The organism is uncultured Aquimonas sp. (assembly GCF_937888285.1).
Classification (GTDB): Bacteria; Pseudomonadota; Gammaproteobacteria; order Xanthomonadales; family Xanthomonadaceae; genus Aquimonas.
This window is the reverse complement of the sequence record NZ_CALART010000029.1, coordinates 59,936-85,784: the sequence shown is the minus strand read 5'-3', so window position 1 is coordinate 85,784 and position 25,849 is coordinate 59,936. Positions and strand designations below refer to the sequence as shown.

The following is a 25,849-nucleotide window of genomic DNA, read 5'->3' as shown; positions in this document are numbered from 1 at the left end:
TGGACGCGACACTCAACGTCGCCACGCTCCCTGACGCTGTCCTCCCACCCCGGAGGAACCCGCCATGCGTACTCGCGCCTTGAAACTCCCCGCTGCCCCGATCCTGGAAACCCTGCCCTGCCCCGCGCCAGTCCGTGCCCTTACCCGCGCCTGGACCATCGACCTGCTGCTGCAGCTGGGCTTTGCAGACGCGGTGCAGGAATTGACCTTCGAGGACCCCAGCGATGTGCTGTGGAAGATCATCGGCCACCTGCCGGACGCCCGCAGCAAGCGCAGCCCGCGACGGCAGCGGCTGTATGCGCGACTCAAGGCCATGGCGCGGGAGGTCGATCTTGCGGCCATCCCCACGCTGGAAGCCGCGCTGCCCGGCGTGATCCGGCTGGGCGAGGACCTGGGTCTGTCGACTTCGGAGTCGCGCGTACTGTGTGCGCTGGCTGCACGCGACCTGGACCGGGAATTCTTTGATCTTCTGAACGGCCTGGATCGTGAGAACGAGCTGTCCACGCCACGGCTGGTGGCGCGCTGGACGGGGCTACCTGAGCCCGAAGTCCGACGCATGCTCTCAAGCCGCCGGGCGTTGGTGGGCCTGGGCTTGGTGTCGGAAAGTCTGCGCGAGCGATCCGCCACCGCGCACAACGTGGATGACCGCTTGTTGGCTGTTCTGGAGACCGGTGACGCCAATCCTTCGAGCTTCATTGCAGCCCTGGTCAAACCTGCACCGCCGTCCAAACTGAGCCCTGCGGACTACCCGCACCTCGACATGCTCCTTCCGAGTTGGTTGGGGGTGCTGGGCGAAGCACTGCGCACGCGAACGGCTGGATTCAACGTGTTGATCCACGGCAAGCCGGGCACTGGAAAGACCGAGTTGTGTCGCGTCTTGGCCCACGCGCTGGGTGCCGAACTTCTGGAACTCAATCCTGAAGACGCCGATGGCGATCCGCTGGGCGAGCACCGTCTGCTGAGCGCCATTCGCCTCACCCAAAGGGCGCTCGGCCAGCGCACCGACACCCTTCTGCTGGTGGACGAAGCCGATGGCCTGTTGCCGGTGAGCCAGGGCGTGGATCCCTTCTTCGGAACCCGTCGACGTGACCCCAGTCGTTCGCACAAGAGTTGGTTGGTGGACCTTCTGGAAACCAACCCCATGCCGACGCTCTGGGTCGCGAATGATTTCGATGGCGTCCATCCGGCGCTGCTGCGACGCTTCCATCTGGTGCTGCAGTTGGACGAGCCACCGGCAGGCGTGAAGCGTCGTCTGATCGATGAGGCGTTCGGCGAGCAGGCGGTCAGTGAAGAGCTGCGTCAACGCCTTGCCAAACTCAATGGGCTGCAACCTGGCCACATCGAGGCCCTGGCTCAGGTGGGGCGTTTGCTGCCAGCCTCGATGCCGCTGCAGCCCCTGATCGAGCGCCAGACACGCGAGCTGCGCAGCCTGCTGGACCTGCCGCCGATGCCGCGCGACACGCCACAGCCGTTGGGGGCTTTCCGGCTCGAGTGGCTGAATCCCGATCGCCCGATCGAGCCGCTGCTGGAGCGGACGATCCGCGCCGGCGAAGGTCGCTTCTGCCTGTATGGTCAGCCTGGCACCGGCAAGTCGGCCTTCGCGGCCGAGCTGGCCCGCCGCCTGGAGCGGCCGCTGCACGTCTGCCAGGGCGCAGATCTGCTGTCCTGCTTCATCGGCGAGACGGAGAAAGCCATTGCTGGCGCCTTCGCGCGCGCAGAGTCGATGGGTGCAGTGCTGCTGATTGATGAGGTGGAGGGCCTGCTCTCCAACCGGCAGGGGCTGCGCCAGAGCTGGGAGCTGTCGATGGTGAACAGCCTGCTCACCGCGCTGGATGGCTACAGCGGGTATGTGGTGCTCACCACCAACCTGTTCCAGCGCCTCGACCCCGCGGTGCTGCGGCGGCTGGAGCACAAGCTGGAGCTTCGCCCACCGACGGCAGAACAGCGTCGCAGCCTGTGGGCACGGTTTCGCGAGTACTTTCGCTGGGCTCAAGGCGCGGATCTCGAGGCCCAGATTGATACCCTGGATGGGCTCACCCCGGGGGACTTTCATCAGGTGGCGCGCCAGTACCTCGGCGATCCAGGTCAAGCCACACCGTTCGCCGTGCTGCAGGCCCTGCGGGCCGAGCTGGCATTGAAGTCGAAGGTGGCAGCATGAACCTGCACCTCTTCCTTCGGGCCTGTGCCCCGTGCGCGTTCGTGCTCAGCCTGACCGGATGCATGCCGGCCGCCCTGCCCGACTGCGCGGATCCAGAGATTGTGCAAACCGCCCGGCAGATCAGCATCGACTCGCTGATCCGCGAGGCGGCCAGCATGCCGGAGCTTCCCCGCCTCATCCGCGAGACCTTGGACATTGATGTCGTCGACGCCCGCACGCTGAGTCGTGCTGCCTCCGGCGAGGAGGTTCGCTGCGCTGGCAGCCTTTGGATGCGGCTTCGCGAGGAGGATCGCAGTGCAAACTGGCAGGGCGCCATTCCCGAACAGCGGATTCCGATGACCTACCGCCTGAGCTTCAACGATCGCGGAGAGATCTGGGTGGAGGTGCACCAATGAGTTCGCACGCTCTGCCAAGCCGACCGATCGCGGGCGCGCTGTTCGAGACCTGGATGGGGCGTCGCCCAGCGCCGCTCCTGGTTGCGCCCTTTCCGGTCAAGGTCTCGGAGCTGCTCGATGCCTGGACCTGGGAGTTCGAGGACCTGAACCCGGGCCTGGAGCTGTGCCTGCGCGAGACGCTGGAAAGCGACTGGAACATTGAGCTGTTCGTGCGTGCTCGTCGGGCTAGACGAGTGTGGGGGCTTCCCTACTGGAGCAGCCTGCATCCGGTGCGGATCAACGACCGCTGGGTGGATCTCGCCCGCGGCGATCTCGATCCACAGGCGCTGCCCCTGGAACCCTGCGAGTCGCCACAGACCCTGATCGAACGGGAGCTGTTCGCGCCGTTCGCGCTTTGGGTGGATGAGGTGCTCTCGAACGCACGTTGGCTGCTGTTCTTCGGCGGCAACCACGGCACCCACGCCGCCCTGCACCCCGGCCTGACAGCGCCGCATCGCGACGACCTCGTTGATGCGCAGCCCCTACGTGGCGCCGCGGAGTCACCCGCTCCCTTCGCGACGCTGCAGGAACGCCTAAAGCGCAACCGCCTGAAACTCCCCCGGAACTGAGCAAAGGAGAACGCTATGCAGCCCAGCACACTGCCCACCCGACGCATGATCTGCGAGATCTACTACTCTGGCCAGGATCCGATGACCGAGTTCGAGGTCGAGCTCCGACTCGACGAGAAGGAGCTGGTGATCAGCTATGAAGACGAGGACACCCAGGGCAAACCCTTGGTCGTGATCTATCGTGGCAAGAACACGGGAGACGGCCACTTCGAGCTTCGCGCCACCGGCGTGGAGGGGCGGGCCACCCTGCACAGGCACCCGAAGCACGACGTGTTCGAAGGCACCTGGATTGAGGAAGGTGCGAAGGGCATGTGGCGACTGCGCCCGAACCTGTAGCCAACGTCAGGTCGCTTTCCTGAGAGCTGTCGACGCGAACACGCGTCGACAGCCAACCGAGAAAGGCGCGGTGGGAATGCCCCCTCTGCGCTTGCTCAGACCTTCACCACCGGGAACGCGATAGCACCCAGTTCAAGCCCGGGGTGCTCGACCATCAGCTCCAGCATCGTCGGCAGCAGAGTGCGTAGCAGCTGCACGCCATCGCTCACCTGAGCGCGGTTGAGTTGACTGTTCCAGGTGGAGCCGCCGTGCACCAGCGAGCAGCGCAGCACGTACAAGCGGTCGAAGACGATGCAGAGCAAGCGCACGGTGTCCTTGCCCAGAACACTCAGCATGGCCAGCTGCTTCGCCTTCGCAAAGCTCTCCTCCCACTGGCCCGAGCTGTCGTGGTCGCGCAGCGCGCGCCAGAAGGGCTGAAAGACGAACTTGTTGTCGATCAGGCTGCGGATCGGCCCGCTGAATCGCTCGAACAACAGCGCCTGCAAGCGTCCTTCGGCATCCGCTTCAACGAGGCGGGTGAAAAACGCATCCAGCTGCTTACGCTCATTGTCCACCTCACCGAACTCATGCGCATAGGCGGCGTTGAACGCGATCCACAGAAAGATAAAGCGCGCATCGGCGTCCTCTTCGTCCTTTTCGGCGCGGGCCAGCCAACTCAGGGCGCGATGCAGACGCACGCGGTAGGGCTCGGGGAACGCCTCCGATGCCTCCCGGAAGCGCGCGCGAAGCGCCTCAACGCGGTCCGCTCGGCTGGATTCCTTGGCGCTTGGCATACGGATTGATCCTGCTTGTCGACGGTCGGGGCGGACGTGGCGACGCGCGAGTGCTGGCAGCCGTGGCTGCGAAGCGCATTCTTCCCTTCAGGCACTGCCTTGCAGAGCGTGCCACGCGTCCAGGCTTGGAACTTTACCCGCTGACCGAAGTGCAATGCGTAGGACGGTCACCTATAGCCGGAAGAACGCAAGCAAGCCATCGTGATCCCGGGCCAGGAAGAGCTCTGCCAGCCCCGCCTCATCGAAACAGGCCTCCTCCGTCAACTGCCGGATGCTCGCCGCGGCCATCCCGGCCTCATCGGCGCTTTCGGCCACAAGCAAGTAGCTGCGCTCCATCCAAGCCACCTGCCCCGGCTCTTCAAAGGCCTCTGCCAGCATCCGCGCACGCGTCTCCGCGCTGCGGATACCAAGCACGCGGCGAAGCAGCTCCATGCGTGCCCGCAACATGACCGGATTCATTGCACGCGCAGCGACGGGAGGGTATCGCGATGGCCTGCACCGGACCGGGGGTGCGTTTGTCGGCAGCGCCTAATCATCGTCATCGAAGATTCCTCGCAGCGCCTCGGGCGTCGGCTTGGTTTGCAGGATGGCATACAGTTGCGCACGCGCCTGCTCGAAGATCTGCGTCATGCGTGGGCCGCGCAGCCAGTCCAGCAGCGCGGCCTGGTCTTCGGCTGGCCACGGGCAGGCAAGGGTGTCCAAGTCGGCGATGCGAACCGGGCTCTGGAAGGGCTTGCCGGCCGCTGGATCCTGAGGGCTGGGCGGGTTTTCAGGATCGGCATACTCCAGCAGGTCGAGCAGGATCAGCAGGTCGTCGACCGAATGGAGTGCAAGAACGGCCTGGCTAAGCATTCCGTGGGGGGCGGACTCCGCCCACTGCAAAAGTCGATCGTAGCTGACGCCAACATGGCGGCCGCTGGGAAGCTGGGGCATGGCGAACCTCGCACGTTCGGTGCTGATTACTGGACGAAGCTCATGGGAGCGCAGTGTCGTCTCAGCCGCCGAGACAGCTGCGGCTGACACTGCTTGCCAGCCACATCCCCAAGAGAGCACCAGCCATGACCGCATCGCTCGCCCGCTACCAAGGCTGCCTCATCGGCGGTGCGATTGGTGACGCCCTCGGAGCACCGATCGAGTTTCTTTCGCTGGCCCAGATCCAGACACAGTTCGGGCCGGCCGGCGTCCGCGACTTCGCACCAGCCTATGGTCGCCGCGGCGCAATCACGGACGACACCCAGATGTCCCTGTTTACGGCCGAGGGTCTGCTGCGCGCATGGGCACGCATGCACGACCGCGGGCTGTTCAGCCCAGTCGCGGTGGTGGGGCGCGCCTATCTGCGTTGGCTGTATACGCAGGGGCACGATGCCTTCGAGAACCCGCGCGACAAGGAAGGCTGGCTGCTGGAGCTGCCCGAGCTCCACCATCGACGCGCGCACGGCAACACCTGTCTGTCGGCGCTGCTCTCCACGCCCTGGGGCAAGCCCGCCCGCAACGACAGCAAAGGCTGCGGTGGCGTCATGCGCGCAGCACCCGCTGGCCTTTTCATCGCGAGCACCTCCAAACCCGAGCGTTGGATTGAGGAAGCGTTCGAGCTCGGCTGCCAGATCGCAGCACTCACCCATGGGCACCCCACTGGCCAGCTGACGGCCGGGGTGCTGGCCTCGCTGGTCCTCCAGCTGGTTGGCGGCAGCCGCCTGCGCGACGCGCTTGCCGTTTCGATGGACTTTCTGGCCGATCGCCCGGAATGCGACGAGACACTGAGTGCATTGAAGGCCGCCATCGAACTTGCAGAGCGCGACGCCGACGCTGACATCTCGCTGCTTGGCGAGGGCTGGATCGCCGAGGAGGCTTTGGCCATGGGCGTCTTCGCCGCACTCACAGCAGCGGATTTCGGGCAGGGGGTACTGCGCGCGGTCAACCATGGAGGCGACTCCGACTCCACGGGGTCCATCGCCGGCAACCTGCTCGGCGCCGCCCTTGGCATGGAGGCGATTCCAACCCGATGGCGCGAGGAGGTCGAGCTTGGTGCCGCAGTTCTGGAAATCGCCAATGACCTGCATGCGTGCGAGGGCTGGGGATGCGCTGATGGCCACGCATCGCTTCTGGGGATCATCGCCTCGCGTTATCCCCCGAGTTGAGAACTCTTCGACACAAAACGCCCAAACGCGTCAACACCGGCGCACTCTGAGTCAGAGAGCACCGGGCATATGCCGAGGCGATCGGCACAGCCCGGTCTCTCAGGCGCGCAGTCGCCGCCAGAAAGCGCAGCATCCGGGAGCATGTCTACGTATTCGCCAGGCAGCGAGCGGATTCAGCAGGGGTCGGGCGAAGCTCACGACCGTCCCGCAGCCTCCGGAAGACTCCGGTGACCACCAAGGGAGGACGTGCTTCCCCTTCGGCAAGCGGTGCGATCAGAGCGCGGACGTCCCGCAGCCCTGCAGGTGGCGCGCGAACTGAAGGCAGCCAATCGCGTTGGCTGAGATCGGATCAGCCAAGCGAATGATGTTTGTCTCGGGAAACGCCGCTGCGACGGCTGGCTCATAGACACCGCGCCACCCGCCTGTCAGCAAGATAGCGAGCAAGCCTTCGCGCCGTGGCCTTTGCGATTTCTTGGCCTTGAGGATCACCTCAGAGACGACGAGATCCGCCACCGCAAGCACCTGTTCGTAGAGGTCGACCGTGACCTCCCCAAGGTCCATCCGCATTTCATTCTGCTGAAATCGCGCCTCGAGGCGGTCCATGCTGACCCGGTGCCGAAAGCGGCTGTCCATCGTTGCGCTGACCCTCCGGAGAAGGTCTAAGCCGCCCTGCAGGCTGTAGCCGCTGGACTGACGCCGGATGAATGGGCCTTGCATCTGCATCCAGGCGACCTCCGAGTGGCCTGCATCAATCACCAGAACGGATGCGTCGCGATCAAGCTGCTTACTGCAAGCAGCCTCGTACTGGCTCACCCATGCGGCGAAGGCTCCCAGAGGACGCGGAATAATGCTTACGCGCTGTACCTCTACGGACTGATCGACGCTCACCTGATGCTTCCCCTGTAGCGATGCTTTGAGCGCGTCGGCTCGGCCCTTCTTGTAGAACTCGGAGATCGGTACACCAGCCACCAAGTGCTGGACTCGCTTATGCCCGATGCTGGCCAGTGCTGCGTGCGCGAGCGCAGTCCAATCCTGAGTATCGGTATGGGCGCGCCTGCGCGAACGGGTGTGGCGACTGTGGAAAGGTGACTGGATGCCCGCCACCCAAACCTCATCACCGACCAACACTTCGCGTCCGCCCAATAAGTCGTGGCTTCCGTTTGCGCGGCTTGGCATCGTCTTCAGAGGGCGCGCCTTGGACACGAATCGCTCCAGCACAGGGCGACCCCGGCTCCCGGTTTGATGGGCGATCTTGGTAAGGCTCATGCCGAGGTCAAGCCCAACGAGGACGCCTAAGGCGTCGTGCTGAGTCGGCGACGTCTGTACAGAAACGAGCGCGTTAGGAACAGTCTCGGCCTCGGGGTTCATGCACGCACCTCGTCAGCGGGGGTTGAGCGCGGCGTGCCAGGCGTTTGCAGGTACACAGACCGCACCCAACGGCCACGCCCGTCGCCATGCCCGAGCGCATGGCTGATCGCGATCAACGCCTCGCGCTCCGAGTAGCCACGGCGCAGGTACTCCTCCATCTGATTCGCGGCGAAGGCGTAACGTGCCGCATGCGGCTCGATGCCTGCCCGATGCGCCCAAGCGTGGTAGATGCTGCGGGCCTGCTTGAGCCCGCCTGCTGGCGAGCCGTCCTTCCTCACTACCAGAAACCCGCCTTGCGATTGGCAGACCTCAAGCGCTGCAAAGATCGCCCATGCAGCAGCCAGTGGACGCAAGATCAGTACATCGCGAGGCCGCCCACCCTTAGTGCCGGCGAGCACTCGGATACTTGAGGATGCTGAGAGCTCCTGCCGCCAGCGCATCAGCGTGTCAGTGCAGGCATGGATAGCTTCTGCGCCGCGCAGGCCGAGGTGGTACTCCAACCCAAGCAGCGCGGCCATACCGGGCCTGTCCTGCTGCCTGGCGAGAATCTGAAGCTCAAGCAGTCGCTCCCCGGTCATGGGCTGCTTGGTCCCCTTCCGTGAGGCGCCTGACAGCCCAAGCGCTGCATTGCTGATGTCGCTGCTGTCAGCCAGCTGGGAGCGGTTGCTCAGGCGCAGGATCTTCCGCAAATGAGCGACCTCGTTCTGCAGGGTTCGGGTTGCGATGCCCTCTTCCTTGCGTGCTTCTACGTAGGCGACGATGTGCTTGACCATGATCTGCTCAGGCTCCAGCAAATGGGTGAAACCGAGCGTCCGCATCAGTCTGGTGAAGCACCGCGAGAATCGCCGACCCGACTCCTTGGTCAGGTGCGCACCGCCTGCTTTGTTCAGCTTGCGGTCAAGCTCGGCCTTCAGTCTGTTCTTCCGACTCACTTTCTACTCCTGGTCGCTGGTTAGTTCGGGTAAGAGTGGTCGCGCCGACGACTCAAGCCGCTCGTTCCCGTGGGCGGCGGCACATCCAGCCCCGGCGCGACCTCGCGTCAGGTTCAGTAACGGGCCCTGCCTGTCCCGCCCGTCGCAAACAGGCAGCGGCGCCGCAAGGCGGCCAAGAGGGCGCCCCAGAGAGGGGGAGCTGGACTTCAGATGGATTCGGCTCACGCCGCGTATAGAGGGTGTCCCGCTGGGAAACGCGGGCATCACTGTTGCGCCGGGACACGGAGGCCTTGGTCTTGGTGGCTCTACGCTGGCTTATTGGTGTGCGTCACTCTTGCGATTCGCACGGCCCAAGTCGGGCGTGGCTAGGCCGGCCGCAGCGGCGGGTCCGGCTGAAGAGAGTCGAGCGCAGGAGCTGGGTTGGCTCAACCGCAGCGCTTGGCCCCATGGGCGTGTCGCTGTGGCGGCGTCGATGGCCGCACAGCGGGCCTTGGCCTCTAATCGTTGAGGCTACGGCGTTGGTCGCGCTTGGTTGCCGGCGCGCCGGGGCAAAGCGACCGCGGGAGCTAGCCTTGCCTTATGTTTGCCGGGGCTCGCATTCGCGCGCTCCGGCCTTGTGGTGTTCAGCGCCAGCAACGCCGGCGCCATTCTCATGTGTGCTCCATCAACGCCGAAGCCGGGCGTACAACGATAGCAACGCTAGCGCTGCCAATAACCCCGATGCAACTCGCCATCCGCGATGGACCTTTCTGGGCCCTTCTGGCGCGTCCTGGATCGATCGTGAGCCGGCTTCCTCGGGCACCATTGCGCGGAACGGCGGGTCTCCGTGGTGCGATCTAAGACTGGGGTGAGGCAAGCTGGCAGCGCCACCCTCGACAGACAATTGCCTCCAGAAAGTGCGTCCCGTGCAACCCATCCGCTTCGACCCTTTCGATACCCAGAAGGTGGGACTACTGACACCTTGTCGGGTGCGCGGGCCCGCTCGTCTAGGCATATGATCTTCAGTCCTCTTCTGATGATCGATCTGCCAGATCGGACGATGCCTGCGCACCGATTACCTTGAGCGTCGCTCGGCGCTCAAGGCGATCCAGCTCTACAGACAACCTTGCGTCCTGATGCGTTGCCAGAGCTCTGATCAGTCGCCTGATCAGGCCCCGGTGCCCACCTTCGATGAGGGCAAGCTCGGGCGTTTGAGGCGACCTCGGCATGTTCGCTGTCCCAACCTTGGATGGTGCATGTTCATGGCTGCTGGGAGGCATACCCCCCTTCCTGTCCCGGGCGGACTTCCCGATATCTGCCCAAAAGCCGGGGGTATTCGGTAAATGGAGCGCACATCGAGGCATCAGTATGGGTTCCGCGGCGCCACCAAGGTTCGGGCAGCGTCGCCTCAACCTAACCCAACCAAGGAGCAACCATGTCCGACGTTTCCGCGCAGTTTGTTCGTCTACAGTACGTTATCGAACGTGTAGGCCTTTCGAAGAATACGATTCGCCGGCTTGAAATGGCCGGCAAGTTCCCTCGCCGCAGGAGCCTCTCGCCTCGCTCCGTGGCCTGGCTGTCGAGTGAGATCGAGGCCTGGATCGATGCACACCGGTAATCATTTGGCCCATTGAGCTGGGGTCTCTCAGAGGCTCGCCGCGTCCTTGCGGCGGGCCTCGCTTTCTTTGACGGCACTGTGCTCATCCGCGGCTTCAAGCAGCCAGTCTGTCGCATAAGTCAGAGACATCTCGAAGCTCAAATGTGGCGACTCGGCGACCACGCGGCCGCCTGCGCCAATGTAAGTAGATGATCGGTCGCCTACGAACGGCTCAAGACTGCGCTCAAGACGGTAACGCTCAGCCAATGCGGTGTTCACCGATCGCCAGCGCTCCTTAGGCAAGGTTAGGACGACACCCTCAAGGCGGCCTCCACGCGAGAAAAGGAACTTCACCTGTTGCAACCCCTCCAGTCCGAAGGCACCGGTGCAGTTCAGCAATGGGCCCCGTGCCACTGCACTGGTGCCCTCGTCGCAGGTGGCACCGACCTCGCGAATATGCGATCGCACGTCCTGAATGGCTGAGCCGAGCTCGATGCCAAGCGGACGAAGGCCAGCCTCAAACGCCTCAGAGGGAGCGTAGCTCGCGAAGGAAAGGCAAAAGCCCAGGACCTGCAGCGGCAGGCGGAGAACCCGGAACTGAGCGAGTAGGGGCTTGCGGAACCGACGGCGTGGATTCATGGCTGTGCTCCTGGCTGGGGAGCTCCACGATCAAGCCGTTTTGCGAAGGTGCAAGTTGCGTCAGAGATCTGCGCGCCGGTCTGCTCTGGCCCTGCTGGCTTTTTGGCGGGATGGCTGGCGCTTCAGGCGGTCGAGGTGATCAGCCCACGCCTGCATCATCTGCTCGCGTTCCTTAAGGTACTTGGCCCCGTTATAGATGCCTCGTACCGAGTTCGGGTCCGCATGCGACAACTGCGCTTCGATTGCGTCGGCTGACCAGCGCCTGCTCTCGTTCAACATAGTGGATGCCGTGTGCCTGAAGCCGTGGGGTGTAATGATTGAGGAGTCATATCCGAGACGGCGCAGGGCGGCACTGAAGGTTCCGTCGGACATCGGTCGATCGCGGCTGCGTTCGCTCGGGAAGACGAACTCGCTGTATCCCTTGGTGTAGGGCGCAAGACCATGCAGCACATCCACCGCCTGCTTCGGAAGGGGCACGACGAAATCAGCAACCCGGTTGGACTGTTTGGTGCGTTTGCGCAGCTTCTGGCGCTCCGGCGGGATGCGCCAAAGGCGTGCATCTAGGTCCAGTTCGGCCCAGCGCATGCCGCGCAGTTCGCCCGGTCGGCAAAACAGCATGGGCAGTAGCTGGAGCGCGGCACGGGTGATGTTCGAGCCTTCGTAGACCTCAAGGTCGGCGATTAGTCTGCCTAGCAGCTGCGGGTCACGGATGGATGCGTACTTGTGTGAGACCGGGACCGCGGTTGCGCCGACCAAGTCTGCCGCGGGGTTGCGTTCGGCTCTTCCGGTTTGGATAGCATGCCGAAAGATCTGTGCCAGGTACTGGCGAATTCTTCGGGCCGTGTCGAGCGCTCCCCGACGCTCGACGGTTTGGAGCGTGGAGAGGAGTGCCGGCGTAGTGATGCTCTGGATGGGAAGCGCCCCCAAGACCGGAAACACGTTCTTCTCAAGTCGGATCAGCACCTTCTCCGCGTGGCTACTCGCCCATCCGCTCGTTTGCTTCTGATGCCACTCGCGGCCGATGGCCTCCAGTGTATTTGACGCCGAAGTCGTGGCTTCGATCTGGCGGATGCGTCGAGCAACCGCTGGATCGATGGATGCGCGCAGCTGCTGCCGAGCTTGTTCGCGTAGTTCACGCGCTTCGGCCAAGGTGACCGAGGGATAGGGCCCCAACGAGAGCAACTTTTCCTTGCCTGCAAAGCGGTACTTGAAGCGCCAGTGCTTGGTTCCCGTTGGGCTGATCAACAGGAACAGCCCCCCGCCATCGAAAAGTTTGTGGGGCTTTCCCGCCGGATCACCCTTTGCGGAGCGGCAGCGCAGGTCGCTGAGTGGGGGTACCTTGGCAGGCATGTCGGGGTCTCTTGGGGGTACTGTCCCTTTTGTACCCCTGCCACACCCCCATCGCTACCCCCGCCAGAGTGGAACTTCTTGGGACGACCTGGCACCTTTCGGGCAACAAAAAACCGCGCAAGTGCGCGGTTTTAAAGGTGTTTTGGTTTTTTCTGGCACTTCTTGGCATGCATATATGGTGGCTATGGGTGGACTCGAACCACCGACCCCAGCATTATGAGTGCTGTGCTCTAACCGGCTGAGCTACATAGCCACAGGCCTCGGGGCGCTCACAGCGCTCCCGGGGGCCGCGCATTTTGCGCGCGCACTCGCACCCGGTCAAGCGCAAGGCATCGCACCGCAGTGTCGCTGGTCAGATGCGGCGCCGGCCGTGTTCGTGGTCTGCGCTGTGAGTGCGCGTGTTGTGGCGCTTCCGGCCGCTGTGGCACAGTCCCTGCCATCTTGAGTTTGGAGTTCCGTCCCGTGATCGATCCGGACGGTTACCGCCCGAACGTCGGCATCATCCTGATGCACTCCACCGGCCAGGTGCTCTGGGCGCGGCGGGTGACGCGGGATGGCTGGCAGTTCCCGCAAGGCGGCATGAACAGTGACGAGACCCCAGAGGAGGCGATGTACCGCGAGCTGGACGAGGAAGTCGGTCTGAAGCCGCATCACGTCGAGCTGCTCGGTGCAACGCCCGGCTGGCTGCGCTATCGCCTGCCGCGGCGCTGCGTACGCCCGGGCAAGCGCCCCCTGTGCATCGGCCAGAAGCAGGTCTGGTTTCTGCTGCGCCTGACCGGCGCCGAGGAGGCGGTGCGCCTCGACGCGCATGAGCGGCCCGAGTTCGACAGCTGGCGCTGGGTCGATTTCTGGTATCCGCTGGAGCACGTCGTCAGTTTCAAGCGGCGCGTCTACGCTCAAGCGCTCAAGCACCTCGCGCCCTATGCGGAACGTGCCAGCGGCAGTCGCATACTTGAGCTCGCACCGCCGACGCTGGAAGCCGACGTGGCGGTCCCCAGGCGCGAGCGGCGGGCAGCGGCGCGCGAGGCGGCGGGCGGCGCTGGCTGAACCCGGGATCACCGCCATTGGTCGCGAGCGCGAGTCTAGTTGACACTCATTCGCATTCGCGCTTGAATGCAGCCCATCGACTCTGATCGGCTGCCCGCCATGTACGTCTGCCTCTGCCACGGGATCACCGACAAGACCATTCGTGAAGCCGCCGAACGCGGCGTCGAAGGGCTGGACGGGCTGGCTGCGGCCACCGGCTGCGGCAGCAGCTGCGGGTGTTGTAGGGAACTGGCCGTGCAGATCCTCGAGGAAACCAGGGCGCTCGCCCTGCCCATGGTCGCCTGAGCCTCCGGCAACGAAACGGTGGGTCGACGGCGGGAACGTCCTCCGTCTCCAACGCAGCTGCGAGCCCTAGCAGGGCCTCGCTCTCTCACCGCCGGCACCCGGCCAATGGCCGGGTCTGAGAATGCTTCCGATTGGAGTTTCGTCACCGCCGCTCGCGCGCGGCTACAGTGGTGCGTCCATCGAACTGCAGCAGGAGACGCCCCATGAAAGGCGATGCCAAGGTCATCGAGCATCTCAATCGCGCCCTCTACAACGAGCTGACCGCGATCAACCAGTATTTCCTGCATGCCCGCATGTTCCAGAACTGGGGCCTGAAGGAGCTCGGCGAGCACGAGTACCGCGAGTCGATCGACGAGATGAAGCACGCCGACAAGCTGATCGAGCGCATCCTGTTCCTGGAGGGCCTGCCGAACCTGCAGCAGCTGGGCAAGCTGCTGATCGGGGAGACGCCGAAGGAAGCGCTGGAATGCGACCTCAAGCTGGAGCAGGCGGCGCTGCCGGTGTTGAAGGCCGGCATCAGCCACTGCGAGCAGGCCGGTGACTACGTTTCCCGCGACCTGCTCACCGACATCCTCGAATCGGAAGAGGAACACGTCGACTGGCTGGAAACCCAGCTCGCCCTGATCGAGCGGATCGGCGAGGCCAACTACCTGCAGACCAAGCTCGGCAGCAGCTGAGCTGAGCCGCACCGCGCTGATCCTGGAAGGCCCGCCGCGTGCGGGCCTTCCGTTTTCCCTGGGCAGGCGCGGCCAGAGGCGGCCGCAGTAGGCGGATGGTTCTGCAGGCTCTCAAGACCCAGAACGCTTGCGACCCCATGGATCGTCGCCCCCGCGTCGGCGGGGGCCCAGTGTCGCTTGCCGCAGTCGCACGGGTCCTCGATCAGCGCCCCCGCCATCGCGAGGGCAGGCTCTTCGCGGGGATGACGAAGCGTGGTTTCTTCGGGAACACCTGGCCCGCCGCGCGGGGCTGGGAGGCTCTCAGGACAGCAGGGTGCGCAGAGCACTCTCCACGCGCAGGAACTCGGCCACCAGACGCGCCACCAGCAGCTGCGGCTGGGCCAGCGTGCCGGCACGGCCACCGTGCTCGATCTGACGGGCAAGCTCGGACATGTCGAGGGCACCCAGGTTGGCGCTGGTCGACTTCAGGGAGTGCGCCGAAGCCACCAGGGTCGGGGTATCGCCGGTCTCGGCGGCCGCCTGCAGGCGCTCCAGCGTGCGCGGCGTGTCCTCCAGGAACACCCGGATCAGGGACAGGAACTCCCCGCCCATCACCTCGCGCAGATCCTCGACCACATCGCTGGCCAGCGCTGGACCGCTGGCGGTGCTGAAGCTCTGGGCCGCGGGGGCGGCCGTCATCGGCGCCGCCGCTGGGCGCGCCGGGGCCGCCGTCGCTGCAGGCGTGGGCCGTGTCGCCGCCGACTGCCGGGTGAAAGGCTCGGCGCTGCGCGCCTGCGCGGCCCCAACCGGGGCGGCTGCAGCGACCGGCGCCACTGCATCGCGATAGGGCGAGCGCGCCAGCCAGTTCGCCAGGATGGCGTTGAGCTTGCTGCGATCCAGCGGCTTGGTGAGGTAGTCATCCATGCCCGCTTCCAGGCACTTCTCGCGATCACCGATCATCGCGTTCGCGGTCATGGCGATGATCGGCAGCCGCGGCAGCCCGGCCTCGGCTTCGATCCGGCGGCGGCGCCGGGCGGCGGTGTAGCCGTCCATCACCGGCATCTGACAGTCCATCAGGACCAGCGCATAGCGCCCCTGCTTGAGGCGATCGAGCGCTTCCTGCCCGTTCTCGGCGGTGTCCACCTCGAGGCCGGCGAGGCTCAGGATGCGGCTCGCGACCTGGCGGTTGACCGGGTTGTCCTCGACCAGCAGGGCGCGACCACTGAGGGCGCCGCTCGCGGCCGGCGCGGCGCCAGTCGGGGCCGCCGCGGTGATTCGCGCCGGCGCCACCGGGGCTTCGAACGACTCCGGCGGAAATACGGCGGTGCCGCGCATGACCGGCACGGGGGCAGGTGCCGCCATGGCGACGCGCGGTGCCGGCGGCTGGGTGTCGATCTGCACGTCGGCGGCGGTGCTGACGGGCAGGCTGGCAACCACTTCGCCTTCCATGATCTTGGCCAGCTGACGGCGCATCTCGGGCTCGGGCAGGGCGCGCGCCAGGGGCAGCGAGCGACCGCCTTCGGCGAGATCGGCAGGGGCCGGCTCATCGCCCTTGAGATAGACGATCTGCAGCTTGGCCAGCGCGTCCTCGCGCAGGATGCTGCGATGCAGGCCGACCGCCGTGGTGCGCACGCTGCCCAGGTCCACCAGCAGCAGGTGGAAGGCCCAGTTGCCGGCCCGCTGGGCGGCGGCGCGCAGCTTGAACAGGGCGTCCTGGGCACCGCTGGCATGCACCAGGGTGACCCCCCAGTTCGAGGCGGCCAGGGCGAGCTTGCGCTGCAGGACGGCATCGGCGGTGACCAGCAGGACCCGCGAACCGCCGAGTTCTCGGCGCTCGATCTCCATGTCGCCAACGGCTTTCAGCATCGGCAGCTGGAACCAGAAGGTCGAGCCGCGGCCCGGGGTGCTGTCGACCCCGATCTGCCCTCCCATCAGGTCGACGATGCGCTTGCAGATCACGAGGCCGAGGCCGGTGCCGCCGAAGGTGCGGGTGGTGCTGGCGTCCGCCTGCGAGAACGGTTTGAACAGGCGCGCCGCCGCCTCCGGCGCGATGCCGACGCCGGTATCGGTGACCTCGAAGCGCAGCTCGTGGTGGGTGCGCGTTTCACCGCGCCGGCTGACCATCACCGACACGCTGCCGCGATCGGTGAACTTGATGGCGTTGCTGAGCAGGTTGGTGAGGATCTGCCGCATGCGCACCGGATCGCCGCGCATCGCCAGCCGCACCGCCGGGTCGATCTGCATGGACAAGCGCAGGCCCTTGGCCTCGGCCGGCGTGTCCATCAGCCGCATCACCCCGTCGAGCACCTCGCGCAGGTTGATGCCGACGGTTTCCAGCTCGAGCATGTTCGCTTCGAGCTTGGAGTAGTCGAGGATGTCGTCGACGATGCGCAGCAGCTGCTGCGCGGACTGCAGGGCGGTATTGAGGTACTCGCGCTGGTCATCGCCGAGCCGCGTCGACAGCAGGATGTCGAGCAGCGGGATGATGCCGTTCAGCGGGGTGCGGATCTCGTGGCTCATGGTGGCGAGGAACTCGCCCTTGGCCATGGTCGCCGCCTCGGCGGCATGCTTGGCCTCGGAGAGCTCGCGCTCCAGCTTGCGCGCCTGCGCGAGCTCGTCCTTGACCCGCGCCAGCTCACCGGGATCGACGTGCAGCGAGGGCTCGCGACGGACGCTGCCGGCTGTCGACGCTGACGGCACAGCTGCACCGAACAGACCGCCGGCCGCGGCGGCCAGGCCACCCGCCGCGGCGAGCACGGCTCCAATCAACGGTGACAGCCCCAGCGGCAGCAGCAGCAGTGCGCCGCCCGCGGCTGCCGCAAGGCCGCCGCCGACGGTCAGGCCACGCAGGATGGAGGGCGACACGCTCAGAGCACCGCCGCCTGGAAGTCGAACTCCAACTCACGTGCAGCCTGCTGCACGAGGTTGCCCTGGATGTAGTCGATGCCGCTCATCCACAGGGTCGCGGCCGCCTGCGCGTCTTCCACGCGCTGGCCGATCACCTGCAGGCCATGCCGATGGCCGCGATCGACGAGGGCACGCAGCTCATCGCGCAGGGCCGGGGTCTGCGCCGCCGCCAGGTACTTCGGCGCGATCTTGACGAAGGACAGCGGCAGACGCTTCAGCAGGGCCTCGGCCGACTGTTCGCCGTCGAAACGGCTCAGGCAGAACTGCACGCCCAGCGGCATCAGCTCGCGGCAGAAGGCATCGACCGCGTCGACGCGGGCCTCGACGTCTTCCAGCGGCAGCTCGAGCACCAGCGACTCGCCCGGAACCTGGCGCGCGGCCAGCTGGGCGCGGATCCATTCCGACTGGCCCGGCGCCAGCAGGCTGCCGGTCGACTGGCTGACGAACAGGCGCACCGGTCGCGAGCTGCTGCGGCGCTGGTCGATCATGCGGATCGCCTGGGTCAGCACCCAGCGATCGACTTCGAGGATCAGGTCCGCACTTTCGGCGAGCGGCACGATCGCGGCCGCGGGATGCAGGCGCCCGTGATCGTCGCGCAGCCGCAGCAGGCTCTGGTACTGGGCGTCGTCACCGCCCTGCAGGGCCACGATCGGCTGGTACAGCAGCTCGAAGCCATCGGTGTCGATGGCGTTGCGGATCAGGCTGAGCAGGGCGCTGGTCTGGGCCTCGGCCGGGCGCTGCGCGGGCGCGAACCGATGCACGCCGCGATCGCCGCTGCGCGCTTCGCGCGAGGCGCGCTCGGCGGCGTTGAGCATGGCGCCGGCGTCGGCGAAGTTGTGCCGGAACGAGGCCACGCCAACCACCGCACGCAGACGCAGGGGCTTGCCCTCGGCCTTGAAGGGATGGGTGATCAGACCATTGCGCAGGTCCAGCGCGAGCCGCTCGAGCGCAGCCTCGTCGCGCTCGTGCGAGTACACGACATAGCAACCGTCGCTGTAGCGGCAGGCCAGCTCACCCTCGGCAATGCCCTGGCTGATCTGGCTGCCGACTTCGGTCAGCAGCTGTTCGAGGGTGGTCAGCCCATAGCGCTCGCGCAGCTGCGCCACACCCTCGATCTCCAGGAACAGCAGGCCGCCGGCCTGGCTGCGGACGTTGTCCGAAGCCAGCGTCTCCGCCAGCCGGTCGAGCATGTAGCCGCGCCGGTGCAGACCCGTCGCCGGATCGCGCGGATCGCGCAGCTGGGCGCGTTCCTGCACGGCGCGGGCGCGGCGCACGCGGTTGTTGACCGCGGCGATCAGATGCTTGGGACGGATCGGCTTGGAAAGGAAATCATCGCCACCGGCCGAGAGCGCCTCGAAATGCTTGTCCTGGTCGCTCTCGCCCGACAGGAACACGATCGGGGTGTGCAGGAACTCCTCGCGCTCGCGGATCAGGGCGGTCAGCTCGGTGCCGTCGCAGTGCGGCATGTAGAGGTCCATCAGCACGAGGTCGGGGCGGAATTCCTCCATCGCCTGCAGCACATCGAAGGCCTCGTGCACCGAGCGCACCTCCATGCCGGCATTGCGCAGGATCGACTCGGCGAACAGCGCCTGCGAGCGGTCGTCCTCGACCACCAGGATGCGGTAGGTGGCCTCGCCCGCGGAAACCAGCAGCTCGGCCAGCTTGGCCATCACCGTTTCGGCGCCATCGGGGCGCACCAGCAGGGCGTCGGCGCCGGCGCGACGCGCGACCAGGCGCGCCGGGATGCTGTCCTCGTTCGAGATCACCAGCATCGGCAAGCGGGTACCGGTGCGCTCGCGGGTCGCGCGCAGCACCGCACCCACGCCCTCGATGTCGTTCATGTACGCGGCATCGACGATGACCAGGTCCGGCGCCAGCGCGTTGAGGATTTCCTTGAGCTCCGACGGGGCTTCCAGCAGTTCGAGCTCGTAGCCCTGCGCTTCGAGGCGCTGGTCCAGCTCGCAGGCGAGTTCGCCGCCGTCGGTGAGGTGATAGATGCGACGCCCACCGCCCGGACGCGGCGTCGGAGTGGCGCTGCGTGCCGGCGCAGCCTCGGCAGCGCGCACCGCCGACAGCGGAGCCGAGGGCCGCGCAGCGGCCTCGGTGTCCGCGGTCTTGGGGGTGACCGTGGTGACGGCTGGAACCAGCGCTTCGGCCGCGGGCGGCGCATCGCCCGTCCAGCGCCGCCAATAGTTTGGCGGTGGCGTTTCCGCATGCAGATCGCGCGGCTGCACCGGGATCACCGGTTCCGCCTCCGGCTCGGGCACGCGCGCCGGCTCGTCGGCCTCGCTGGCCTCCGCCCCGCCGTGCAGCGCCAGACTCTCCAGCAGGGCAAGCAGGTGGCCGTTGCCGGCCTCATCCGGCAGGCCTCCGGTGTCGGCGAGCTCACCCAGCAGGGTCTCCAGCATCAGCAGCTGCTCGCTGGCCTCCAGGGCGCCGTAGCGACCGCTGGCGCCGGCCAGGCGCTGCACATCCTCGTGCAGCAGGGTGAGACCATTGATGTCCCAGCCCTCTTCGCAGAAGCGACGGGCGCGCCGGCACAGCGCTTCGATCCGCTTGGGCAGATGGCGCAGGAAGGCGAGTCTCAGTTCAGTCCGCTGCTGGCTTTCGTCCTGCGCGTACATGGCTTTCCAAGGCTGCGGTCGGGGTACGGGCGCGCCGGAGACGCCTTTGTCCCGGGATGCTCCCGAACTATACCCACACGGGCAGCGCGCGGGCAGTTGCGGCGGGATGCAGGTTCCATGCTACCGGCCTGCAGCCAGACGTCGTTCCGCCCTGCAGCCCTGCCAGGCCCGGCTCGGTGCCCGGCCGCGGGATTCGCAGCCCGCGGGCTCATCCACGTCCCAGCAGTGCGCCCACCCCGCGCCCCAGCCCCCGCAGCAGCCAGAGCAGCAGCAGGAAGCCGAGCAGGCTGAGCACGACCAGGGCCAGCAGGGTCAGCCACGGATAGTGGACCAGCCACAGCAAGGCGCCGACCGCGAGCGAGTCCTCGGCCAGCGAGGCGGTCCAGTTGCTCAGCGGCTCGGGCGAGGTGTTGATCAGGGCGCGACCGCCGCTCTTGAGCCCATGGCTGAGCAGGGCCGCGCCACCGCCGGCCAGCAGGCCGGCGAGGCTCAGGGACTCATCGGGCGCAGCCAGGGTCGCGCCGGCCAGCCAGGCGCCCACCGGCACGCGCAGCACGGTGCTCAGCAGGTCCCAGACCGAATCCACGCCGGGAATCTTGTCCGCGCTGAACTCGACCACGGTCAGCACGCCGCTGACACCGAGCACCCAGGGACTGCTGCAGACCTGCAGGCCCGGCGGCAGCTCGACGCTGCCGAGCAGACCGGCAAGACCGATCGCGAACACGGTCAGATGCACCCGCAGCCCGCTGAGCCAGGCCAGCGCCAGTGCCAGCGCGAACAGGTGTGCGGTCTCCATGGCGGTGCCCTCGTGGACGTGGAAAGCGGACGGCGGTGGACCGGATGGCCATCGGCACCTGCAGCCCTCCGCCAGGGCGCAGTGTGCAGCAGGCCCCCGCAGGGTCAATAATCGCGGGCTTTCCCCACGGGTCCGCCCATGAGCTCCGACAGTCCTTTCGTCATCGTTCCGCGCGCGGCCTCGACCCGGCGCCGGCGCTGGCCGCTGCTTGGCCTGCTCTGGCTGCTCTCGCTGGCCGCGGTCGGCTGGGGCGTGGATCACTGGCGACAGCGGGCCGCCAGCGGCGCCGAGGCGTCGCCTGAAGAGCTTCGGCAGATGGTCGGCGACCTGCAGGGCCGTCTCGACAACCTGCGCCAGCGCAACGTGATCCTGAAGCGCTCGGACGACATCAGCCGCGAAGCCAACCAGCAGCTGCAGCGCGACATCGCCGACCGCGACGAGCGCATCGCCTCGCTGGAGGCCGATGTCGCCTTCTACGAACGCCTGGTGGGCGGCAGTGCGCAGCGCCAGGGCCTGTCGATCCACAGCCTGGGGCTGCAGGCCGAGCCGAGTGGTGCCTGGCTGTTCCGCCTCACGCTGACCCAGAACGTCAAGAAAACCCAGCTCTCGCGGGGCCAGGCGCGCCTCGCCATCGAGGGCGTGCAGGACGGTCGGATGCGCGAACTGGGCTGGGCCGACCTGACCCAGAACGACGCGCCCGGCCTCGAATTCGCCTTCAAGTACTTCCAGCAGGTCGAGGGCAATGTAATGTTGCCTGCCGGTTTTACGCCGCACCGGATCAAGGTGTCGGTGGACGGCGAGGCAGGACGCGCCGAGCGCAGCTTCGCCTGGACCGACGTCATCGCCGGCGTGGCCCAGCCCGAAGCCAGCGAGTAGCGTCCGGGCGCGCGGCGCTCGGGCCGCACGTCAACCCGGAACGCTGCGCGGAAACGCATCGTGCCACCACTTTCAGGAGACCCCCACAGATGTTCGGCAGCGACAAACACAAGTCCGCACGCCCCAGCAGCACCGGCGTTGAAACCCTGATCGGCCCGCGCGTAGTCATTCGCGGTGACGTCCACTTCAGCGGCGGGCTGTACATCGAAGGCAGGATCGAAGGCGCGGTGATCGCCGACGAGTCCGACCCGAACGCGCTGGTCACCCTGTCCGAGCGCGGCAGTATTGAGGGCGAGGTGCGCGCGCCGCACGTCGTGGTCAACGGCCAGCTGCACGGCGACATCCACTCCAGCCAGCGGATCGAGCTGGCGGCAGCGGCGCGGGTCGAGGGCAATGTGCATTACCACACCGTCGAGATGCAGGCCGGCTCGATGCTGACCGGGCGGCTGATCCACCAGAACGCCGAGCCCAAGCGCCTCAGCGGTCCCGAAGGCAGCGACTGAAGCGCAGTGACACGTTCAGCCGGCGCCGACATCCCGCGGCCGCGACTCGCTTAGGCTTGTGCTGCCGCTACGCCGGCTCCATCTCTTTCATCCAAGCCATGCGACAGGCCGTCATGTCCAGCGCCCCCAGCTACCAGTCCATCGAAGCCCCGATCCTGTTCACCGACTCGGCCGCCACCAAGGTGCGCGCGCTGATCGAGGACGAAGGCAATCCTGCGCTCAAGCTGCGCGTCTACATCAGCGGCGGCGGCTGTTCGGGCTTCCAGTATGGCTTCGAGTTCGACGAGAACCAGGCCGAGGATGACCTCGCGGTGGAGCGCGGCGGCGTCACCCTGCTGGTCGACCCCTTGAGCCTGCAGTACCTGATGGGCGCCGAAGTGGACTACAGCGAGAGCCTGTCGGGCGCGCAGTTCGTCATCCGCAACCCCAACGCCAAGACCACCTGCGGCTGCGGCTCCTCGTTCTCGGCCTGAGCGTCGGTCACGCCGCCCCATGCACCTGCCGCCCGAGCGCAGCCAGCGCAATCTGTTCACCGCGCTGGCGCTGGATCGTCTCGGCGAACGCCGCGAGGATCCCGCGTGGCTGGCTGCCGCTTGGTCGCGCAGTCGCGTGTTCTGCGTCGACTTCGAGGGCCGCGCCCTGCTTGAGCAGGAGCGCCTGCTGCACTGGCCTTCGTCCCGCTTCGGCGAGGCGATGCCGGTCGATGCAAGCTTCCTCGGCCTCGAAGGGCAGACCCCCTGGTTCGCGCTGCCGGCCCAGGTCGGCGCCGACATCGACGTGCCGGATGCCAGCCAGTGGCAGGGCCTGCGCGAGGCCGCCGCCCAGCTCTCGGTCTTTGAAAGCGGCCTGTTCGCCTATGCCAAGGCGCTGCTGCTGTGGCAGACCCGCGCCCGCTTTTGTGGCGCCTGCGGCCAGCCGACCCTGCTGCGGCGCGCCGGCCACAGCGCGCGCTGCACGTCCGCGGACTGCGGCCTCGAAGTGTTCCCGCGCCTCGATGCCGCGATCATCGTGCTGGTCGAGCACGAGGGCCGCTGCCTGCTCGGCCGCCAGGCCGGCTGGCCGGCCAAGCGCTACTCGACCCTGGCCGGCTTCGTCGAGCCCGGCGAGTCGCTGGAAGACGCGCTGCGGCGCGAGGTGCTGGAGGAGGCCGGCGTGGTGGTGGCGCACTGCCGGTACCACAGCTCGCAGCCCTGGCCCTTCCCGGCCTCGTTGATGCTCGGCTTCATCGCCCAGGCATCCAGCGCGCAGATCGCCATCGGCGAGGAGCTGGAGGACGCGCGCTGGTTCGAGCCCGAAGCCCTGATCGCGGCGATCGAACAGCGCGAGTTGCGCCTGCCGCCGCCGATCTCGGTGTCGCGCCGGTTGATCGAGGATTGGCTTGAATCTCGCGGCTGGCCGCTGCCGGCACACCTGGCCCAGCGCTGAGAAGCCTCGGCCATCGCGAAGTCCGCTCGCGCCTCAGCGGCGGATCTTCTCCAGGATGCCTTCGAGCTCGTCGAGGCTGAAGTACTGCACCACCAGCTTGCCGCGGCCGCCGCGGCCGTGCTGTACGGCGACCTTGGCGGACAGCAGCTCGCCGAGTTCGCGCTCCAGGTTCTGGATGTCCGGGTCGGGCTTCTTCGGCATCGGCGCCGGCTGGCTCTCGCCGCGCTGGATCGCCTGCACGCGGCGCTCGATCTCGCGCACCGACCACTGCTCCTCGGCGGCCTGGCGCGCCAGCGCCTCGGCCTTGTCCGCCGGCAGGGTCAGCAGCGCGCGCGCGTGGCCCATCTCGATGCGCCGCGCTTCGACCAGCTTGCGGATCGGTTCGGGCAACTCCAGCAGGCGCAGCAGATTGCTGACCGCCGCGCGCGAGCGACCCACGGCTTCCGCGGTCTGCTGGTGGGTCAGCTGGAACTCGTCGATCAGGCGCTGCAGGGCCAGCGCCTCTTCGAGTGGATTCAGGTCCTCGCGCTGGATGTTCTCGATCAGCGCCATCGCCAGGGCGGCGTGGTCGTCGCTCTCGCGCACCACGCAGGGCACCTCGCGCAGCTCGGCGAGCTGGGCGGCGCGCCAGCGGCGCTCGCCGGCAATGATCTCGTAGCGGTCGCGGGCGATCGGCCGCACGATGATCGGCTGGATCAGGCCCTGCGCGCGGATCGAGTCCGCGAGCTCCTGCAGGCGCTCGCGGTCCATGTGGCTGCGCGGCTGGTACTTTCCGGGCTGCAGGGATTCGATCGGCAGCTCGCGCAGGCGCTCCGGTTCGCTGCTTGCGCGGTCGTTGCCGCCGCCCAGCAGGGCGTCCAGGCCGCGGCCGAGGCCGCGCTTCTTGGCACTCATGTCAGGCCTTGGTCAATGGTGTTCGGTAAGTGCCGCGGGATGCTTCTCGCGGCGGATCATCTCGCCGGCAAGGCCGAGGTAGGCGATGCTGCCGCGGGAGCTGCGGTCGTAGCTGATGATGCTTTGGCCGTGGCTGGGCGCCTCGGCCACGCGCACGTTGCGCGGGATCATGGTGCGGAACACCTTGTCGCCGAAGTGCTGGGTCAGCTGGGCGGACACATCATTGGCGAGGTTGTTGCGGACGTCGTACATGGTCCGCAGGATGCCCTCGACCTCCAGCTGCGGGTTCAGTCGCGTCTTCACCGCGCGGATCGTGTCCATCAGCGCCGACAGACCTTCCAGCGCGAAGTATTCGCACTGCATCGGCACCAGCACGCCGTGGGCGGCGGTCAGCGCGTTCAAGGTGAGGAGGTTCAGCGAAGGCGGACAGTCGATCAGGATGTACTGGTAGCGGTCGGCGACCTGGGCCAGGCACTCCTTCAGGCGCTGCTCGCGCGCCATGGCGTCCATCAGCTTCACTTCGGCCGCGGTCAGGTCGGTGTTGCCGGGCAGCACGTCGAAGCCGCCGGAGGAGCCGACGATGGCGTCGGCGATCGGCACTTCCTCAAGCAGCACGTCACAGCCAGTGTGCGCGACCTCGTTCTTCTCGACGCCGCTGGCCATGGTGGCATTGCCCTGCGGGTCCATGTCGACCAGGAGAACGCGCTTGCGCGCCTCGGCCAGCGCCGCCGCAAGGTTGACCGCAGTCGTGGTCTTGCCGACGCCACCCTTCTGGTTGGCGATTGCGATGATCCGGGCCATCTCGACTCCGTGCTGTGCTGCCGTGCCGTCCGCCTGCGCCATCGTCGCAGGATGCGTGCCGTCGCCGCTCATGCCGTCTCCCGCTTCAGCACCAGCAGGTGGCGTTCGCCCTCGACCTCGGGCACCTCCAGCCGACGCGAGCGCTCCAGCACCCAGCCCGTCGGCAGCACCGCCAGCTCGTCCGCAGGCCACTGGCCCTTCATGGCCAGAAGGCGGCCATCCGGCTTCAGAAGGTGCCCGCCGAAGGCGATGAGCTGGGCAAGACTACCCAAGGCGCGGGCCGAGAGACAGTCGTAGCGTCCGGGTTCATCGACCTGCTCGGCGCGACAGTCGAACACGCGGACGTTGGCAAGCTTCAGCTGGCGAACGACTTCGCGCAGGAAGCGCGCCTTCTTGCCGACCGGCTCGACCAGGCTCACCGCAAGCTGCGGGCGCACGATGGCCAGCGGAATCCCGGGCAGGCCGGCACCGCTGCCGATGTCGATCAAGTCGCCCTCGGGGACGTCGGCCAGGATGCTCAGCGAATCCAACAGGTGCAGCCCCAGCATCTGCTGCGGATCGCGTACTGCGGTGAGGTTGTAGGCGCCATTCCATTTCTGCAGAAGGGCGAGATAGGCGAGCAGGCTGGGCACGAGCGCCTCGTCCAGCCCGAACGCCCGCAGGCCGTCGCGCAGTCGCGGAGCGAGCTCGGAGATCGGGCCGGGCAGGTCGGGGAAAGAGCTCAAGAGAGAATGCGCGCCGCCAAAGGGGGCGCAAGTATCG

Annotated in this window: 26 protein-coding genes and 1 tRNA gene; 13 read left to right on the top strand and 14 right to left on the bottom strand. The window is 66.9% G+C overall.

Annotated elements, in window-relative coordinates; all coding sequences use genetic code 11:
* Window positions 1–64: 64 nt before the first annotated feature.
* The 4 genes from Q0654_RS07885 to Q0654_RS07870 are packed head-to-tail and all read left to right on the top strand — an operon-like array spanning window position 65 to window position 3,497.
* Window positions 65–2,158: an ATP-binding protein gene (locus Q0654_RS07885; RefSeq protein ID WP_298852433.1), complete on the top strand. Its 2,094-nt coding sequence runs from the start codon at window positions 65–67 to the stop codon at window positions 2,156–2,158.
* Entirely contained in the window at window positions 2,155–2,553 is a 399-nt protein-coding gene (locus tag Q0654_RS07880) for a hypothetical protein (protein WP_298852431.1), read from the top strand. Before Q0654_RS07885 ends, Q0654_RS07880 begins: the two co-directional genes overlap by 4 nt.
* Window positions 2,550–3,161 carry a hypothetical protein gene (locus Q0654_RS07875; RefSeq protein ID WP_298852429.1) on the top strand — a complete coding sequence of 204 codons (612 nt, stop codon included), beginning with the start codon at window positions 2,550–2,552 and terminating at the stop codon, window positions 3,159–3,161. The genes Q0654_RS07880 and Q0654_RS07875 overlap by 4 nt, the downstream gene beginning before the upstream one ends.
* A gap of 15 nt (window positions 3,162–3,176) precedes the next feature.
* Window positions 3,177–3,497, top strand: a complete 321-nt coding sequence (locus Q0654_RS07870) for a hypothetical protein (protein WP_298852427.1) — start codon at window positions 3,177–3,179, stop codon at window positions 3,495–3,497.
* A 95-nt stretch (window positions 3,498–3,592) separates the two neighbouring features.
* Here Q0654_RS07870 and Q0654_RS07865 read toward each other — a convergent pair whose 3' ends face one another.
* The 3 genes from Q0654_RS07865 to Q0654_RS07855 all read right to left on the bottom strand — a co-directional run bounded on the left by Q0654_RS07865 (window position 3,593) and on the right by Q0654_RS07855 (window position 5,203).
* Entirely contained in the window at window positions 3,593–4,174 is a 582-nt protein-coding gene (locus Q0654_RS07865; protein ID WP_298852425.1) for a HEPN domain-containing protein, read from the bottom strand.
* 267 nt (window positions 4,175–4,441) lie between these two features.
* Window positions 4,442–4,729 carry a hypothetical protein gene (locus Q0654_RS07860; RefSeq protein ID WP_298852423.1) on the bottom strand — a complete coding sequence of 96 codons (288 nt, stop codon included), beginning with the start codon at window positions 4,727–4,729 and terminating at the stop codon, window positions 4,442–4,444.
* A gap of 69 nt (window positions 4,730–4,798) precedes the next feature.
* Entirely contained in the window at window positions 4,799–5,203 is a 405-nt protein-coding gene (locus Q0654_RS07855) for a hypothetical protein (protein ID WP_298852421.1), read from the bottom strand.
* A 125-nt stretch (window positions 5,204–5,328) separates the two neighbouring features.
* Between Q0654_RS07855 and Q0654_RS07850 the strand changes: the two genes are divergently transcribed.
* Window positions 5,329–6,408, top strand: a complete 1,080-nt coding sequence (locus tag Q0654_RS07850; RefSeq protein ID WP_298852419.1) for an ADP-ribosylglycohydrolase family protein — start codon at window positions 5,329–5,331, stop codon at window positions 6,406–6,408.
* Between the two features lie 273 nt (window positions 6,409–6,681).
* Here Q0654_RS07850 and Q0654_RS07845 read toward each other — a convergent pair whose 3' ends face one another.
* Both Q0654_RS07845 and Q0654_RS07840 read right to left on the bottom strand, forming a co-directional pair.
* The gene (locus Q0654_RS07845; RefSeq protein WP_298852417.1) at window positions 6,682–7,776 is read right to left on the bottom strand and encodes a ParM/StbA family protein; all 1,095 of its coding nucleotides are present in this window, start codon (window positions 7,774–7,776) and stop codon (window positions 6,682–6,684) included.
* Window positions 7,773–8,708 carry an integrase domain-containing protein gene (locus Q0654_RS07840; RefSeq protein ID WP_298852416.1) on the bottom strand — a complete coding sequence of 312 codons (936 nt, stop codon included), beginning with the start codon at window positions 8,706–8,708 and terminating at the stop codon, window positions 7,773–7,775. The genes Q0654_RS07845 and Q0654_RS07840 overlap by 4 nt, the downstream gene beginning before the upstream one ends.
* Window positions 8,709–10,122: 1,414 nt before the next feature.
* On the opposite strand from Q0654_RS07840, the gene Q0654_RS07835 reads away from it, so the two are divergent.
* Window positions 10,123–10,305 carry an AlpA family phage regulatory protein gene (locus tag Q0654_RS07835; protein WP_298852415.1) on the top strand — a complete coding sequence of 61 codons (183 nt, stop codon included), beginning with the start codon at window positions 10,123–10,125 and terminating at the stop codon, window positions 10,303–10,305.
* 27 nt (window positions 10,306–10,332) lie between these two features.
* On the opposite strand, the gene Q0654_RS07830 is transcribed toward Q0654_RS07835, so the two are convergent.
* The 3 genes from Q0654_RS07830 to Q0654_RS07820 all read right to left on the bottom strand — a co-directional run bounded on the left by Q0654_RS07830 (window position 10,333) and on the right by Q0654_RS07820 (window position 12,526).
* The gene (locus Q0654_RS07830) at window positions 10,333–10,923 is read right to left on the bottom strand and encodes a hypothetical protein (protein WP_298852412.1); all 591 of its coding nucleotides are present in this window, start codon (window positions 10,921–10,923) and stop codon (window positions 10,333–10,335) included.
* A 60-nt stretch (window positions 10,924–10,983) separates the two neighbouring features.
* Window positions 10,984–12,273, bottom strand: a complete 1,290-nt coding sequence (locus Q0654_RS07825; RefSeq protein WP_298852410.1) for an integrase arm-type DNA-binding domain-containing protein — start codon at window positions 12,271–12,273, stop codon at window positions 10,984–10,986.
* Between the two features lie 176 nt (window positions 12,274–12,449).
* Window positions 12,450–12,526 (bottom strand) — tRNA-Met (locus Q0654_RS07820).
* A 209-nt stretch (window positions 12,527–12,735) separates the two neighbouring features.
* Here Q0654_RS07820 and Q0654_RS07815 point away from each other — a divergent pair.
* From Q0654_RS07815 to bfr, 3 genes are all read left to right on the top strand, one after another.
* On the top strand, window positions 12,736–13,320 hold the full coding sequence (locus Q0654_RS07815) for an RNA pyrophosphohydrolase (RefSeq protein WP_343230130.1): 585 nt from the start codon (window positions 12,736–12,738) through the stop codon (window positions 13,318–13,320).
* A gap of 99 nt (window positions 13,321–13,419) precedes the next feature.
* Window positions 13,420–13,605 carry a (2Fe-2S)-binding protein gene (locus Q0654_RS07810; protein WP_343230131.1) on the top strand — a complete coding sequence of 62 codons (186 nt, stop codon included), beginning with the start codon at window positions 13,420–13,422 and terminating at the stop codon, window positions 13,603–13,605.
* A gap of 203 nt (window positions 13,606–13,808) precedes the next feature.
* A complete protein-coding gene (bfr, locus tag Q0654_RS07805) occupies window positions 13,809–14,282 on the top strand; it encodes a bacterioferritin (protein WP_298852406.1) in 474 nt (157 codons plus the stop codon).
* A 300-nt stretch (window positions 14,283–14,582) separates the two neighbouring features.
* Here the strand turns inward: bfr and Q0654_RS07800 are convergent, their stop codons facing one another.
* The 3 genes from Q0654_RS07800 to Q0654_RS07790 all read right to left on the bottom strand — a co-directional run bounded on the left by Q0654_RS07800 (window position 14,583) and on the right by Q0654_RS07790 (window position 20,588).
* Entirely contained in the window at window positions 14,583–17,126 is a 2,544-nt protein-coding gene (locus tag Q0654_RS07800; RefSeq protein ID WP_298852404.1) for an ATP-binding protein, read from the bottom strand.
* A 2-nt stretch (window positions 17,127–17,128) separates the two neighbouring features.
* A complete protein-coding gene (locus Q0654_RS07795; protein ID WP_298852402.1) occupies window positions 17,129–19,792 on the bottom strand; it encodes an EAL domain-containing response regulator in 2,664 nt (887 codons plus the stop codon).
* Window positions 19,793–20,000: 208 nt separating this feature from the next.
* Entirely contained in the window at window positions 20,001–20,588 is a 588-nt protein-coding gene (locus Q0654_RS07790; RefSeq protein ID WP_298852400.1) for a DUF4126 domain-containing protein, read from the bottom strand.
* 138 nt (window positions 20,589–20,726) lie between these two features.
* On the opposite strand from Q0654_RS07790, the gene Q0654_RS07785 reads away from it, so the two are divergent.
* The 4 genes from Q0654_RS07785 (at window position 20,727) to nudC (ending at window position 23,392) form a co-directional block, all read left to right on the top strand.
* Window positions 20,727–21,464, top strand: coding sequence for a DUF6776 family protein (locus tag Q0654_RS07785; protein ID WP_298852398.1), 738 nt, complete (start codon window positions 20,727–20,729; stop codon window positions 21,462–21,464).
* 89 nt (window positions 21,465–21,553) lie between these two features.
* Complete coding sequence (locus Q0654_RS07780; RefSeq protein ID WP_343230129.1) at window positions 21,554–21,967, top strand: polymer-forming cytoskeletal protein; 414 nt, start codon at window positions 21,554–21,556, stop codon at window positions 21,965–21,967.
* An 80-nt stretch (window positions 21,968–22,047) separates the two neighbouring features.
* Window positions 22,048–22,440 carry an iron-sulfur cluster insertion protein ErpA gene (erpA, locus tag Q0654_RS07775; protein ID WP_298852527.1) on the top strand — a complete coding sequence of 131 codons (393 nt, stop codon included), beginning with the start codon at window positions 22,048–22,050 and terminating at the stop codon, window positions 22,438–22,440.
* Between the two features lie 19 nt (window positions 22,441–22,459).
* Complete coding sequence (nudC, locus tag Q0654_RS07770; protein ID WP_298852396.1) at window positions 22,460–23,392, top strand: NAD(+) diphosphatase; 933 nt, start codon at window positions 22,460–22,462, stop codon at window positions 23,390–23,392.
* Window positions 23,393–23,425: 33 nt separating this feature from the next.
* Here nudC and Q0654_RS07765 read toward each other — a convergent pair whose 3' ends face one another.
* From Q0654_RS07765 to rsmG, 3 genes are all read right to left on the bottom strand, one after another.
* Window positions 23,426–24,286 carry a ParB/RepB/Spo0J family partition protein gene (locus tag Q0654_RS07765; RefSeq protein ID WP_298852394.1) on the bottom strand — a complete coding sequence of 287 codons (861 nt, stop codon included), beginning with the start codon at window positions 24,284–24,286 and terminating at the stop codon, window positions 23,426–23,428.
* A gap of 12 nt (window positions 24,287–24,298) precedes the next feature.
* On the bottom strand, window positions 24,299–25,087 hold the full coding sequence (locus Q0654_RS07760) for a ParA family protein (protein ID WP_298852525.1): 789 nt from the start codon (window positions 25,085–25,087) through the stop codon (window positions 24,299–24,301).
* Window positions 25,088–25,155: 68 nt separating this feature from the next.
* Window positions 25,156–25,812: a 16S rRNA (guanine(527)-N(7))-methyltransferase RsmG gene (gene rsmG / locus Q0654_RS07755; protein ID WP_298852392.1), complete on the bottom strand. Its 657-nt coding sequence runs from the start codon at window positions 25,810–25,812 to the stop codon at window positions 25,156–25,158.
* Between the last annotated feature and the right edge of the window lie 37 nt (window positions 25,813–25,849).